Consider the following 14,160-nt stretch of genomic DNA (forward strand, 5'->3'; position numbering starts at 1 on the left):
CCGGGAACGGCAGGGAGACATTTTAAAGAACAAGACACAATCACATCCGTCTTTCACACAGAAGCGCATTTATGGCACGATAATGAAAATATCAGGCAAACTCTTTGTCAATCAAAAGAAAAAGCGTATCTTTGCGCCCGCTGTTACGAGATAGCAGCATAATTCAAATCATTAACTAAAAACATTTATTTAAATGGCAACAAAAATCAGATTGCAGAGACATGGACGTAAAAGCTATGCTTTCTACTCTATCGTAATTGCAGACGTAAGAGCACCACGTGATGGTAAATTTATTGAGAAGATTGGTACTTACAACCCTAACACCAATCCTGCCACAGTAGATTTGAAGTTCGACCGCGCACTTGACTGGGTATTGAAAGGTGCACAACCTACCGACACTGTTCGCAACATCCTCTCTCGCGAAGGCGTTTACATGAAGAAACACCTTCTTGGCGGTGTAGCAAAAGGCGCATTCGGCGAAGCAGAAGCAGAAGCTAAATTCGAAGCTTGGAAGAACAACAAACAAAGCGGTTTGGCTGCTCTGAAAGCTAAGGAAGAAGAAGCTAAGAAAGCTGAAGCCAAAGCACGTCTGGAAGCTGAAAAGAAAGTAAATGAAGTGAAAGCTAAGGCATTGGCCGAAAAGAAAGCTGCTGAAGAAGCTGCTAAGGCTGCCGCTGAAGCACCTGCAGAAGAAGCAACCGAAGCTCCGGCCGAAGAAGCTCCCGCAGCAGAAGCTGCTGCTGAATAAAAAGCAGAGCTATCCTTGTAAAAAAGGGACAAAAAACATAAAATCCTCATCGGTTATGCCGGTGAGGATTTTTTATTATTATCTTTGCTGCAACAATTTATTTATTTAATGAACAAAGCAATGAAAAAATTAACTTACCTGCTCGCTGCCGCTGCCGTATTCGCAGCTTGTAACAGCGGAAACAAAGGTTACACCGTAACCGGAACAGTAGAAGGCGCTGCCGATGGCGATACCGTTTATCTGCAAACCGCAGAAGGCCGCCAGCTCGTAAAACTCGATTCTGCAGTCATCACCAACGGAACCTTCACCTTCAAAGGAACGCAGGACAGTGCTGTGAACCGCTATATCACGTGCCAGCCCTCCGGGAAAGAAGGTGTGCTGATGGACTTCTTCCTCGAAAACGGAGCAATCAACATCAAACTGACTTCCGGCGAAGGCGACTCTGCCACCGGTACAGCCAACAATGATATTTACCAACGCATCCGGGACAAGCAAAACGAGCTGAACCAACAGATGAACGCCATCTACCAGTCCATGTCAGACACAGCCCTGACAGACGAACAGCGCGAAGCCAAAGCCAAGCAGATGAATGATCTGGAAGAGCAATATATCGCCACTGCCAAAGAGGGAATCAAACAAAACATCAATAACGCAGTGGGAGTATTCCTGCTCAAGAAGAACCATTATTACATGGATGTGGAAGAACTCGATCCGCTGATGTCGCAAATCCCCGCAGCATACAACAACGACGAAACCATCATCCGCATCAAGGAGAACGTAGAAAAGATGAAAGCCACTGCCGTAGGTCAGAAGTTTACGGACTTTGAAATGCAGACCCCCGAAGGAAAAACGGTAAAACTGTCCGACTATGTGGGCAAGGGCAAAACAGTACTCGTTGACTTCTGGGCAAGCTGGTGTGGCCCGTGCCGTCGCGAAATGCCCAATCTGGTAGAGGCATACGCCAAATACAAGAACAAGAATTTCGAGATTGTAGGCGTTTCCTTAGACCAGAGCGGTGATTCCTGGAAAGAGGCTATCAAGAAACTGAATATTACCTGGCCGCAGATGTCCGACCTGAAATACTGGAACTGCGAAGGCGCCAAGTTGTATGCCGTAAGCAGCATTCCTCACACTGTACTGATTGACGGTGACGGAATCATCCTTGCACGCGGCTTGCACGGAGAAGAATTGCAAGAGAAATTGGCTGAGGTTCTTAAATAAGCAAAGAAAGCAGGCAGAATATAAAGCCAACAGGTGCGTCAATCAAAGCTTTGACGCACCTGTTGATTTTATAGAATTACCTTGCGGCCGCACAGACCGGCAGACTGAAATACGCAACCGACCATAATAACATGCTCAGATGAACAGCATGTGCATTCAGACTGAGAATATACGGTTTGCCATATCCTTAGCCAACTTCACAGTCTTCCACTGTTTCATCTCATCCTCTTCCGAAGGATTGAGAAGGTTATCCGCATCGGGCAGGCAAAGTGTCAAATGCTTCATCGGTATATAATTCAGCACTTCTTCCATCTTGGCCTGCAATTCATCCAGTTCTTCCTCATCGGGGTAATAAGAAAGCACGAAACCAAACACAGCTTCCCGTTCATGCACAAACCACAGCAGACGGCTACGGTCGCAAATTCCGCAATCGTAATTCAAGAAGTAAGCATCCGCCCCGTGCAACCGTATCAACATATCCGTTGCGGCATGAAACGCTACAAACAATCCTTCGGGACGCTCGCGCAGTACCCGGTTGTTAAGACGGGCAGCTTCATCGGTCAGCATGGATTTGACTCCCTCGAACTGTACATAACGGCAACCCGCCTCATACAACCCTTCCAACAACTTCTTATAAGCGACAGCCAAATCATCCAACAATATATTCAAATCCGGATAAACCGACTTCAAGCACCCGGCTTCCGTTTCACGAAGAATCCTCATCAGCACTTTGCCGGGCGACGGTATATGCTGCTTTGGCAATACATTTTCCGCAGTATTCTTTAGCAAAAAAACAAAATCTTCAAGGATAGGGTGATGAAGCAAACCGATTCTGCCGGTCACTTCCTGCTTCTTTTCCAATGAAGAATCAGCATTGTCTCTGCAACGGATACCTTCCCAGCCTTCCAAAAAGTCATAACTCCGAAATCCGCCATCTGTCACAACCTCTATACCTTCCGACTTCAATCGCTCCATTAATTTGCATATTTCCTTATTTTCAATGGCACGCAATGCCGACAGGCTGATTTGCCCGTGCTGATATCGGTTTCTTGCATCCCGCAACGTAAAAGGTACACATAATGCTCCCGCAATATCGACCTTAAAAGGTGGAAACAGTTTTCCCATATTCACTTTTCTTTTAACTGATAATAGTTAGAAATTCAAGTCTTTACCCTATTCATACAAAGAACAAAGAGGAGCAAATATAACCAAAGTATTTAAGAAAACAACAAATAAAATCCCTATTTCTCATCTGTCATTTTGAAATAGATTGACAGATATATTATCTCATAATTATCAATAAGATACAATTGTAAAAGCATCAAATTCTATAAAGTTTTCCATTTTGCAACAAAGCATATTTGATTATCAATACATTAACCATTTTTAATCCAACAAAAGTTTTCCAAAACAGAAAACTTACAGAAAACTATCATACCTTTGTTTCGCAATTAACTCCTATTTGTAAAATCTAAAAATACAATCAACATGATACAAACGGTACTCAAGCGTGACGGGCGCATCGTCGGCTTCAATGAAGAGAAAATAGTAACTGCCATCCGCAAGGCCATGCTCCATACGGACAAGGGAGAAGACATGCAACTGATACGCCAGATCACCGACCACATCTCCTTTAAGGGCGATGCCCAGATGACGGTGGAAGCCATTCAGGACCTGGTGGAAATGGAACTGATGAAGAGCAGCCGTAAAGATGTAGCACAGAAATACATTGCCTACCGCAACCAGCGCAGCATTGCCCGCAAGGCGAAAACACGCGATATGTTTCTAGAAATCATCAACATCAAATCCAACGACATCACCCGCGAGAATGCCAATATGAACGCCGACACCCCGGCGGGCATGATGATGAAGTTTGCCAGCGAAACCACCAAACCTTTCGTTGATGACTATCTACTGAGCGAAGAAGTGCTGGATGCCGTCAGCCAAAACTATCTGCACATCCACGATAAGGATTATTACCCCACCAAAAGCCTGACTTGCGTACAGCACCCGCTGGACCGCATCCTTACATACGGCTTCTCTGCCGGACACGGAGAGTCGCGCCCTGCGAAACGCATTGAGACCGCCAGCATACTGGGCTGCATCTCATTGGAAACCGCCCAGAACGAAATGCACGGCGGACAGGCGATTCCCGCGTTCGACTTCTACCTCGCTCCCTACGTGCGCAACAGCTTCATCGAGGAAGTAAAGAACCTGGAAGAGCTGAACGGTGAGGATTACTCACATCTCTACCGGAAAGAGCTCACCGATTACCTGCAACAGCCGCTGGACGGCCTCACCGGCGAGCAGCGCATCATCCAGCATGCCGTGAACAAGACCGTAGCCCGCGTGCATCAGTCCATGGAAGCGTTCATCCACAACATGAACACGATACACTCGCGCGGCGGCAACCAGGTGGTATTCAGCTCCATCAACTACGGTACGGATACTTCCGCCGAAGGACGCTGCATCATCCGCGAACTGCTGAAAAGCACGTACCAAGGCGTGGGCAACGGCGAAACGGCCATCTTCCCCATTCAGATATGGAAAAAGAAACGCGGCGTAAGCTATCTGCCCGAAGACCGCAACTACGACCTCTACCAACTTGCCTGCAAGGTCACCGCACGCCGTTTCTTCCCGAACTTCCTGAACCTGGACGCCACCTTCAACCAAAGTGACGACTGGAAAGCCGACGACCCGAAACGCTACGAGCACGAAGTAGCCACCATGGGATGCCGTACACGCGTATTCGAAAACCGTTTCGGCCCCAAGACATCCATCGGACGCGGCAACCTGTCTTTCTCCACAATCAACATTGTACGTCTTGCCATAGAGTGCATGGGCATTACGGATAAGGAGCAGCGCATCGCCCGTTTCTTCGCCAAGCTGGATGCCATGCTCGACATCACCGCACGCCAACTGCATGAACGCATGGAGTTCCAGAAGACAGCGTTCGCCAAGCAGTTCCCTCTGCTGATGTCCGCTTTGTGGATAGGCTGCGACAAGCTCAAACCGAACGACGACATCTCGTCCGTAATCAATCAGGGTACGCTAGGCATCGGGTTCATCGGTCTGGCAGAATGTCTTGTGGCGCTTTTGGGCAAGCATCACGGAGAGTCGGAAGAGGCTCAGGAACTGGGACTCAGAATCGTGACTTACATGCGCGACCGTGCCAACCAGTTCTCCGACCAATACCAGCATAATTACAGCGTACTGGCCACGCCTGCCGAAGGGCTGTCGGGCAAGTTCACACGTGTAGACCGCAAGAAGTTCGGCTGCTTGCCGGGCATTACGGACCGTGATTATTACACCAACTCCAACCACGTGCCCGTGTACTACAAATGCAGCGCCCGCCACAAAGCCGAAATCGAGGCCCCCTACCACGACCTGACCCGCGGCGGACACATCTTCTACGTAGAGATTGACGGCGACGCCACCCACAACCCCGAAGTCATTATGCGTGTGGTGGACATGATGGACCGGTACAACATCGGTTACGGCTCGGTAAATCACAACCGCAACCGCTGCTTGGACTGCGGATACGAAAACTCTACCGTCAACCTGGAAGCCTGTCCCAAGTGCGGTAGCACCCACATCGACAAGCTACAGCGCATTACCGGCTACCTGGTAGGTACTACCGACCGCTGGAATCAAGCCAAGCTCGCCGAGCTGAACGACAGAGTAATCCATGAAAATTAAAAATTGAAAAGTGCTTTCCATTCTTGATATAATAGAAGATACTACGGTGGACGGTCCGGGGTTCCGTACCGCCATCTACGCAGCCGGGTGTCCCAACGGATGTCCGGGCTGTCATAATCCGGAATCGTGGGACATCAACCGCGGACGCTGGATGAGTACCGATGAAATACTGCAAAAGGTGCTTGCCGACAGTTTTGCCGATGTGACATTCAGCGGTGGCGACCCTATGTATCAGCCCGAAGGCTTCACCGAACTGGCACATGCCATCAAGCGGCAGAGCCGGAAGAACATCTGGTGCTATACGGGGTATACATTTGAAACGTTACTGCACAATCCCCGCCAGGCAAAACTGTTGGAGTACATCGACGTGCTGGTGGACGGCAAATTCAAAGAAGAACTGCGCGACGAAGACCTCTACTTCCGTGGCAGCAGCAACCAACGGCTGATAGACGTACAAGCGTCGCTGAAAGCCAAGAAAGCGGTGGATTACGTTTACAACCCGAAGTTATAACTTCCTATCACTGTATTATATCTTTCTCTATAATAGACATAAACCTATACCTCCGTTGGGTACAATGAATATCACCGTTGGATACCGACAATACCAACGGTTGGTATTCGTTGTACCCAATGTTGGTATCCGATGTACCAAGCGTTGGTATCCGTTGTACCAAACATTGGTACTTTCCATACCAGCCTTTGGCACTTTCCGTACCCCATAGAGGTATCCGCCGTTCTCCCCTATAAACCATAAAGGACTGCTTACGCCGGCAAAAAGGAAGCAAGCGTTTCTCCAACCGCCCTGCCTACTTTTCTTTATATATTTTCAGCCATATAAAATTCTTTCTCGTTTTTATTTCCTACATTTGTCACCATCAAAAGAAACTATAACAAAATACCGAACCCGTGAAACGCAATCAATCCCCTGCACAGACGATACGCTTCCGCCGCTGGAGCCGGAAGTCGTATGCCGCATTCGCCAGCATAGGCAGATGCGTCACAATCGGTTGTCTGCGCAAGAACGTGGCCGACAGTTCGCTACGGAAGCAGGACACGGTTCGGACTATCCCCTATTCTATTCACACCATGACTATCGACGAACTGAAAGCCCGGGTGCTGGCAGGCATAGACATATCGCCCGACCAAGCCGCCTGGCTGGCGAATACCGCCGACCGTGAAGCGCTTTACGCCGCTGCACACGAGATTACCGTACAATGCTCGCAGCATGAGTTTGATATGTGTTCCATCATCAACGCCAAGTCGGGACGCTGCCCCGAAAACTGCAAATGGTGCGCACAATCTTCCCACTATCACACCCGAGCCGACGTTTACAACCTACTTTCCGCTGAAGAATGCCTCGAACAGGCACAATACAATGAACGGCAGGATGTCAACCGCTTCTCCCTCGTTACGAGCGGACGAAAACCCTCTCCCAAACAATTGGAACAACTCTGTAACACGGTGCGCTACATGCGCCGCCACTCATCCATACAATTATGCGCATCCTTAGGCCTGCTGGCCGAAGAAGAGCTGCGCGCCCTGCACAATGCCGGCGTCACCCGCTACCATTGCAATCTGGAAACAGCCCCCTCTTTCTTCCCCACCCTGTGCAGCACGCACACGCAGGAAGACAAGTTGCGCACCTTGCAGGCAGCCCGCAACGCAGGCATGGACATTTGCAGCGGAGGCATCATCGGCATGGGCGAGACGATGGAACAGCGCATCGAGTTTGCTTTCACCCTGAAAGAGCTGGGGGTACAATCCATTCCTATCAACCTGCTCAGCCCCATTCCGGGCACTCCGCTGGAGAACCGTCCGCCGCTGACGGAAGAAGAGGTATTGGTGACCGTCGCCCTGTTCCGCTTCATCAACCCCACCGCCTACCTGCGCTTTGCCGGCGGACGCTCGCAACTGAGCAAAGATGCGGTGAAGAAGTCCTTATATATAGGTATCAACTCGGCTATCGTGGGCGACCTGCTGACAACGCTCGGCTCCAAAGTTTCCGATGACAAGAAACTGATAGAAGAAGCCGGATATGAGTTCTGCGGTTCGCAATTCGACCGCGAGCACCTGTGGCATCCATACACCTCGACCACCCATCCGCTGCCTGTATATAAGGTGAAGCAGGCGGACGGGGCAACGATTACGCTGGAAAGCGGTCAGACCCTGATAGAGGGAATGTCCTCCTGGTGGTGCGCCGTGCACGGTTACAATCATCCGGAACTGAACCGGGCAGCCACAGAGCAGCTCGGCAAGATGTCGCACGTCATGTTCGGCGGACTGACGCACGACCCTGCCATCGAGCTGGGTAAACTGCTGTTGCCGCTGGTTCCGCCGTCCATGCAGAAGATATTCTATGCCGACTCCGGCTCGGTGGCTGTGGAAGTGGCCCTGAAAATGGCCGTGCAGTACTGGTATGCCAAAGGGCAAGGGGCTTCGTCGCAGAGTACCTCCGTCAAGAAGCAGAACTTCGTCACCATCCGCAGCGGCTATCACGGAGATACGTGGAATGCCATGTCGGTGTGCGATCCGGTGACGGGGATGCACTCGCTGTTCGGCTCGGCACTGCCCGTGCGGTACTTCGTTCCGCAACCCCGCTCGCGTTTCGACGGCGAATGGAATCCGGAAGATATCCGCCCGCTACAGGAAACCATCGAACAGCATGCCGACGAGCTGGCCGCCCTGATACTGGAACCCGTGGTGCAGGGTGCAGGCGGCATGTGGTTCTATCATCCGCAGTATCTGCGCGAAGCGGCAAAGCTATGCCGCGAACACGGTCTGCTGCTTATCTTCGATGAAATAGCGACGGGCTTCGGACGCACCGGAAAGCTGTTTGCCTGGGAACATGCCGGAGTAGAACCGGACATCATGTGCATAGGCAAGGCGCTGACCGGCGGCTACATGACGCTTTCCGCCGTACTGGCCACCAACGAAGTGGCGGACACCATCTCCAACCACGCCCCGGGTGCATTCATGCACGGGCCCACGTTTATGGGTAACCCGCTGGCATGTGCCGTGGCATGTGCATCGGTACGCCTGCTCACGTCTCCCGAATACAACTGGCAGGAGAAGGTGGCGCGCATCGAAGCGCAGTTGAAGCAAGAACTGGAACCTGCGCGCCAACTGCCGCAAGTGGCGGATGTGCGCGTACTCGGAGCCATCGGCGTGATAGAGACCAAACGTCCGGTGGATATGGCATGGATGCAACGGCGCTTCGTCGAGGAAGGTATCTGGGTGCGTCCGTTCGGCAAGCTGGTGTATCTGATGCCGCCCTTTATCATCAAACCGGAACAGCTCGGCACACTGACGAAGGGACTGATTAAGATTATAAAAGAGATCAGAGATTAAGGTTACAAAAGAAATAAGGGAACAATAAACTTCCTTATATTTCAAAAACAAACATAGCCAATGAGCACTATATCGCACATGCAGCAAGAGCTGCAACTTCTTGAAGAGCACAGCAACCTGCGCCGCCTGCCCCGGATGGTACACGACGGCAGGGATGTCATCGTGGACGGCAAACGCATGCTGAACCTCTCGTCCAACGACTACCTGGGGCTGGCATCCGACCGGGCCTTGCGCGAAGAATTCCTGCGCACGCTCACCCCCGACACGTTCCTGCCCACCTCTTCTTCTTCCCGGTTGCTGACGGGCAACTTCACCGTTTACGAAGAGCTGGAAGCCGAACTGGCACGCCTTTTCGGCATGGAATCCGCACTGGTGTTCAACAGCGGGTATCATGCCAACACGGGCATCCTGCCCGCCGTAAGCGATGCACAGACGCTGATACTTGCCGACAAGCTCGTCCATGCCAGCCTGATTGACGGCATCCGCCTGTCCGCCGCCAAATGCATCCGCTACCGCCACAACGATTTGGCACAACTGGAACGGCTGCTCAAAGAGCACCACTCCGCCTTTCGCCAAATCATCATCGTCACCGAAAGCATCTTCAGCATGGACGGCGACCAAGCCGACCTGCCCGCTCTGGCGGAACTGAAACGCCGGTACGGCAATGTGCTGCTCTACGTGGACGAGGCCCACGCTTTCGGCGTGCGCGGCAGGCAGGGACTCGGTTGCGCCGAGGAGTCCGGCTGCACCGAAGACATCGACTTCCTTGTCGGCACGTTCGGCAAGGCGGCAGCATCCGCAGGCGCTTACATCGTATGCCGGAAGGTGATACGGGAATACCTCGTCAACCGCATGCGCACACTTATCTTCACCACCGGACTGCCCCCCGTAAACATCGCATGGACACTGTTTGTCGTGCGCCGGCTGGCAGACATGCGGGAACGGCGCGAGCATCTGGCACACATCAGCCGGACGCTTCGCGAAGCCCTGCAGGAACAAGGATACACCTGCCCCGGCGCCAGCCACATCGTCCCGATGATTATCGGGCAGAGTGCGGATACCGTGCTGAAAGCAGAGGCCTTGCAACGGCACGGCTTTTACGCCCTGCCCGTGCGCCCGCCTACAGTGCCGGAAGGAACGTCGCGCATCCGTTTTTCGCTGACAGCCGATATCAGGCAAGAGGAAATAGAAGAACTGAAGAAAAGAACGGAGAACTTGAAATAACCCGAAAATACTTTAAGCAATGCCCGTAACAGACGGCATTGGAATATTAACCGAAATGCATCTTCATACAGAAGGGCATCTTCATCTAACAAAAAAGAACAATGAAACAAGTGTACATTATCAACGAGAACCATCCCCAGTTACTCCTTTTCTTTGCCGGTTGGGCAGCGGACGAAACTCCCTTCAAGCAGTACCGTCCCAAAGACATGGACTACATGATTTGCTATGACTACCGCACGCTGGATTTCGACTATTCCATCTTCGACCGTTACCGGCAAGTAAACGTGGTAGCCTGGTCCATGGGTGTGTGGATGGGCTCTCTCATACTGAGCCAAGTCCCCCGGGACAAGGTGTTCAGCCTGGCATTCAACGGAACTACATACCCCATCGACAATCTGGAAGGTATCCCCGTGAAAACCTTTCAGGCTACTCTCGACGGGCTTACCCCCGCAACGCTCCAGAAGTTCCTGCGCCGCATGTGCAAGGACAGCAACGCCTACAAGGCATTCATGGAAGTGACTCCCCGACGGGACTTCGACGAAATAAAGGAAGAACTGAGGCTCATTCTGGAGCGGTACTTCGATCTGTTCGGAGACGCAAATAACAAAAGTTACGACGAGGAAAAGGAAGATAAGTATGAAGCAAACATCGAAAAGTATAACTACGAATACGACTACGCCTTCATCGGCAAGAACGACCGGATTTTCCCGCCCGAAAACATGGAGATGAACTTTTGCGACCTGATAGACTGCCATCCGGTCCTGACGGACAACGCACACTATGACGAGTCCATGTTCCGCTTTCTGCTGCAAGATATGTGGGAGATGACTGTCAGTGAATTCAGATATCATGTCAAAACCATAAATATTGAATGAAACGAAACAGAAAATGATTTGCAGTACCATTCAATCCATCGACAAAGCCCTCGTTGCAAGACGCTTTGCCCATGCACGGAATACGTACGGCCGAGAAGCTCTTGTTCAGCAGCAGGTGGCGGAGAAGATGCTGCGCCTGCTCACGAAACATGCCTGCCCGTCTGCTGCGGCACACAACGGCGAGGGCAATACGCGAAGTTTGTCAGGCAACGCCTCTCCCTTCCGCCATATCGTAGAGTTCGGATGCGGAACCGGGTGCTACTCCCGTTTGCTGCTGCACGCATTGCAACCGGAAACTCTGCTGCTCAACGACTTGTGTCCCGAAATGAGGGAGTGTATCTGCGATTTGTTGCCGGCCGGTGAACCTCTGCCTCATAGACCTCTACTTTACGATGATAAAGTAGAACTCTACGGCGCTAAAGTGCCACTTGAGAAAGCTAAAGTGCCACTTTACGGAACCCCGCTTATATCCCCTACCGTCAGCTTTTTGCCGTGTGATGCCGAAACTCTTGATTTCCCGCAAGGGACGGACCTGATAACGTCCTGCTCCACCCTGCAATGGTTTGCCGATACGGAACGGTTCTTCACCCGCTGCCACCGCTTCCTATCGGACGGTGGCATTCTCGCATTCAGCACTTTCGGCAAGAGGAATATGCAGGAGATACATACCCTGACCGGACACGGACTGGAGTACTTCTCGCTCGAAGAACTGAAAGCCTTGCTGTCTTCCCGCTTCGAGGTTCTTTATGCCGAAGAAGAGATTGTCTCCCTGCCATTCGGCACTCCGCTCGAAGTGTTGCAACACCTCAGACAAACCGGCGTTACCGGGACGGAAAAGAGAGTCTGGACGCGCGGACGCCTGCAAAGTTTCTGCGAGGAATATATCCGGATGTACGGCAAGGATGACCGTAGTGTTTCGCTGACTTATCACCCGATTTATGTAATAGCGAGAAAAAGAGGAAAGACAAAGTAAGAAGTATAAGGGATGAAGTACAAAATACGAAGCATAAGGTACGAAATGTAAAGTATAAGGTATGAAGTATGAGGTATAAGAGATTTTAAAATAAAGGATGAGGAATACGGTAAACACATAGGTGATAAGAGGTATGAGCACCGATGTTTAATCAGTTAATTTACATAAGGATATAAAGAATTATGAAACCAAACATTTATTTCATCAGCGGCATTGATACGGATGCCGGAAAAAGCTATTGCACTGCCTGGTATGCCAAGCAGCTATCCCGGAACGGACAGCGCGTCATCACCCAGAAATTCATTCAAACCGGTAATACCGGACACTCCGAGGACATCGACCTGCACCGCCGCATCATGGACACCGGCTATCTGCCTGAGGATAACGAGGGGCTTACAATGCCCGAAATCTTCTCCTATCCCTGCTCTCCCCATCTTGCGGCACGCATCGACAACCGTCCTATCGACTTCGACAAAATAGAGAACGCCACGCAGGAGCTTGCCCGCCGCTACGACACCGTACTCGTGGAAGGAGCCGGCGGACTGATGGTTCCCCTGACCGGAGAATATCTCACCATAGACTACATTGCCGATAAGAACTATCCCCTTATCTTCGTGACATCCGGCAAGCTGGGCAGCATCAATCACACCCTGCTAAGCCTTGAAGCCATCGGGCACCGGGGAATCACACTCGACACCGTATTGTACAACCTTTATCCCACGGTAGAGGACAAGACCATACAGAACGATACGATGCAATACATACGGGAGTATCTTTCCAGGCATTTCCCCGGAACGAAGTTTGAGGTTGTGCCGGAGATAAATAATCTGTATCAAACCATGTAATCTGTGACGAATTTCGTACCTTTGCACGTTATAAAACGTCATAGGACACATGGAAGCATTTACATTCGATACAACCGAGCAGATATTGCTCGCAGCGACGGGAACTCTTTTTATCATTCAAGCACTTTATTACCTTTGCCTGTACAACCGCATCCACCTGCGCAGCCGTGCCGTGAAGCGCGGCAATGTACACTTCTCGCAGGAGCTCCCGCCGGTGTCGGTCATCATCTGCGCACGTGAAGAATGCGAAAACCTGCGACGTAACCTGAAAGCTGTGCTGGAGCAGGATTATCCGCAATTTGAGGTTATCGTCATCAATGACGGAAACACGGACGAAAGCGAAGATTACCTCACCTTGCTGGAAGAGAAATACCCGCACCTCTACCACAGCTTTGTCCCCGACTCTTCCCGCTACATCAGCCGGAAGAAGCTCGCCGCCACCCTCGGCGTGAAAGCCAGCAAATACGACTGGCTCGTCTTTACCGAAGCCAACTGCTGCCCGCAAAGCAACCAATGGCTGCGGCTGCTGGCACGCAACTTCACCTCGCGTACGCAAGTTGTCTTGGGATATAGCGGCTATGAACGCGGTAAAGGCTGGCTGCACAAGCGCGTAGCGTTCGATAATCTGTTCACTTCCATGCGCTACCTCGGCTTTGCGCTTGCCGGAAGCCCGTATATGGGCATCGGGCGTAACCTTGCCTACCGCAAAGAGTTGTTTTACGAACACAAAGGGTTCTCTGCACATCTCAACCTTCAGCGCGGCGATGACGACCTGTTCGTCAATCATGTAGCCACTGCCGAAAATACCCGCGTGGAAACCGATGCGGATGCCACCATACGCATGCAACCCGTATTCCGCGCAAAAGACTGGCGGGAAGAGAAAATCGGTTACGCATCTACCGCCCGCCTCTATCACGGCATGCAACGCTGGCTTGCCGGACTGGAAACCACTACCCGCCTCGCGTTCCATGCCGCATGGATGGCTACGCTCGCAACAGCCATACTGCATTTCCACTGGCTGGCGGCAGGCATTGCATTCCTCGTCTGGATACTCCGGTTTATCCTGCAAGCCATCATCGTCAACAAGACTGCCAAGGATTTGAACGACCGGCGCAGATACTACTGGTCGCTGCCCGTGTTCGATGTACTCCAGCCGCTGCAATCTCTCCGCTGGAAGCTCTACTGTCTGTTTAGAAAGAAAAGCGAATTCCTGAGAAAATAAATGAG

General features: G+C 51.4%; 12 protein-coding genes. 10 read left to right on the top strand and 2 right to left on the bottom strand.

Annotated elements, in window-relative coordinates; genetic code table 11:
* The first annotated feature begins 193 nt into the window (after positions 1–193).
* Entirely contained in the window at positions 194–748 is a 555-nt protein-coding gene (locus H8S52_RS00165; RefSeq protein ID WP_005653092.1) for a 30S ribosomal protein S16, read from the top strand.
* Between the two features lie 120 nt (positions 749–868).
* Entirely contained in the window at positions 869–1,969 is a 1,101-nt protein-coding gene (locus H8S52_RS00170) for a TlpA disulfide reductase family protein (RefSeq protein WP_016662779.1), read from the top strand.
* 156 nt (positions 1,970–2,125) lie between these two features.
* Here H8S52_RS00170 and H8S52_RS00175 read toward each other — a convergent pair whose 3' ends face one another.
* Positions 2,126–3,094, bottom strand: coding sequence for a cobalamin biosynthesis protein (locus tag H8S52_RS00175; protein ID WP_186909130.1), 969 nt, complete (start codon positions 3,092–3,094; stop codon positions 2,126–2,128).
* A gap of 363 nt (positions 3,095–3,457) precedes the next feature.
* Between H8S52_RS00175 and H8S52_RS00180 the strand changes: the two genes are divergently transcribed.
* Both H8S52_RS00180 and nrdG read left to right on the top strand, forming a co-directional pair.
* Positions 3,458–5,668, top strand: coding sequence for an anaerobic ribonucleoside triphosphate reductase (locus H8S52_RS00180; RefSeq protein ID WP_005653099.1), 2,211 nt, complete (start codon positions 3,458–3,460; stop codon positions 5,666–5,668).
* Positions 5,669–5,678: 10 nt separating this feature from the next.
* On the top strand, positions 5,679–6,179 hold the full coding sequence (gene nrdG / locus H8S52_RS00185; protein WP_040315578.1) for an anaerobic ribonucleoside-triphosphate reductase activating protein: 501 nt from the start codon (positions 5,679–5,681) through the stop codon (positions 6,177–6,179).
* Between the two features lie 7 nt (positions 6,180–6,186).
* Here nrdG and H8S52_RS00190 read toward each other — a convergent pair whose 3' ends face one another.
* Positions 6,187–6,420: a hypothetical protein gene (locus H8S52_RS00190; RefSeq protein ID WP_153881347.1), complete on the bottom strand. Its 234-nt coding sequence runs from the start codon at positions 6,418–6,420 to the stop codon at positions 6,187–6,189.
* Positions 6,421–6,754: 334 nt separating this feature from the next.
* On the opposite strand from H8S52_RS00190, the gene bioA reads away from it, so the two are divergent.
* From bioA to H8S52_RS00220, 6 genes are all read left to right on the top strand, one after another.
* Positions 6,755–9,016: an adenosylmethionine--8-amino-7-oxononanoate transaminase gene (gene bioA, locus H8S52_RS00195; RefSeq protein ID WP_222620274.1), complete on the top strand. Its 2,262-nt coding sequence runs from the start codon at positions 6,755–6,757 to the stop codon at positions 9,014–9,016.
* Between the two features lie 60 nt (positions 9,017–9,076).
* The gene (locus H8S52_RS00200; RefSeq protein WP_186909132.1) at positions 9,077–10,240 is read left to right on the top strand and encodes an 8-amino-7-oxononanoate synthase; all 1,164 of its coding nucleotides are present in this window, start codon (positions 9,077–9,079) and stop codon (positions 10,238–10,240) included.
* A gap of 101 nt (positions 10,241–10,341) precedes the next feature.
* A complete protein-coding gene (locus H8S52_RS00205) occupies positions 10,342–11,115 on the top strand; it encodes a pimeloyl-ACP methyl esterase BioG family protein (protein WP_118153238.1) in 774 nt (257 codons plus the stop codon).
* A 13-nt stretch (positions 11,116–11,128) separates the two neighbouring features.
* Positions 11,129–12,088, top strand: a complete 960-nt coding sequence (gene bioC / locus H8S52_RS00210; RefSeq protein ID WP_186909187.1) for a malonyl-ACP O-methyltransferase BioC — start codon at positions 11,129–11,131, stop codon at positions 12,086–12,088.
* 182 nt (positions 12,089–12,270) lie between these two features.
* Positions 12,271–12,933 carry a dethiobiotin synthase gene (gene bioD, locus H8S52_RS00215; protein WP_186909133.1) on the top strand — a complete coding sequence of 221 codons (663 nt, stop codon included), beginning with the start codon at positions 12,271–12,273 and terminating at the stop codon, positions 12,931–12,933.
* Between the two features lie 49 nt (positions 12,934–12,982).
* Positions 12,983–14,155, top strand: a complete 1,173-nt coding sequence (locus tag H8S52_RS00220; RefSeq protein WP_118939633.1) for a glycosyltransferase — start codon at positions 12,983–12,985, stop codon at positions 14,153–14,155.
* The last annotated feature ends 5 nt before the right edge of the window (positions 14,156–14,160 follow it).

Source organism: Bacteroides sp. NSJ-48, from assembly GCF_014287405.1.
In the GTDB taxonomy this organism is placed as follows: Bacteria; Bacteroidota; Bacteroidia; order Bacteroidales; family Bacteroidaceae; genus Bacteroides; species Bacteroides stercoris.

What these genes read in the sequence shown, in the direction of transcription:
- H8S52_RS00220 (WP_118939633.1), top strand. Translation starts at nt 12,983, where the DNA reads ATGGAAGCATTTACATTCGATACAACCGAGCAGATATTGCTCGCAGCG.
- H8S52_RS00175 (WP_186909130.1), bottom strand. Translation starts at nt 3,094, where the DNA reads ATGGGAAAACTGTTTCCACCTTTTAAGGTCGATATTGCGGGAGCATTA.
- bioD (WP_186909133.1), top strand. Translation starts at nt 12,271, where the DNA reads ATGAAACCAAACATTTATTTCATCAGCGGCATTGATACGGATGCCGGA.
- bioC (WP_186909187.1), top strand. Translation starts at nt 11,129, where the DNA reads ATGATTTGCAGTACCATTCAATCCATCGACAAAGCCCTCGTTGCAAGA.
- H8S52_RS00170 (WP_016662779.1), top strand. Translation starts at nt 869, where the DNA reads ATGAAAAAATTAACTTACCTGCTCGCTGCCGCTGCCGTATTCGCAGCT.
- H8S52_RS00205 (WP_118153238.1), top strand. Translation starts at nt 10,342, where the DNA reads ATGAAACAAGTGTACATTATCAACGAGAACCATCCCCAGTTACTCCTT.
- H8S52_RS00200 (WP_186909132.1), top strand. Translation starts at nt 9,077, where the DNA reads ATGAGCACTATATCGCACATGCAGCAAGAGCTGCAACTTCTTGAAGAG.
- bioA (WP_222620274.1), top strand. Translation starts at nt 6,755, where the DNA reads ATGACTATCGACGAACTGAAAGCCCGGGTGCTGGCAGGCATAGACATA.
- H8S52_RS00165 (WP_005653092.1), top strand. Translation starts at nt 194, where the DNA reads ATGGCAACAAAAATCAGATTGCAGAGACATGGACGTAAAAGCTATGCT.
- H8S52_RS00180 (WP_005653099.1), top strand. Translation starts at nt 3,458, where the DNA reads ATGATACAAACGGTACTCAAGCGTGACGGGCGCATCGTCGGCTTCAAT.
- H8S52_RS00190 (WP_153881347.1), bottom strand. Translation starts at nt 6,420, where the DNA reads ATGGTTTATAGGGGAGAACGGCGGATACCTCTATGGGGTACGGAAAGT.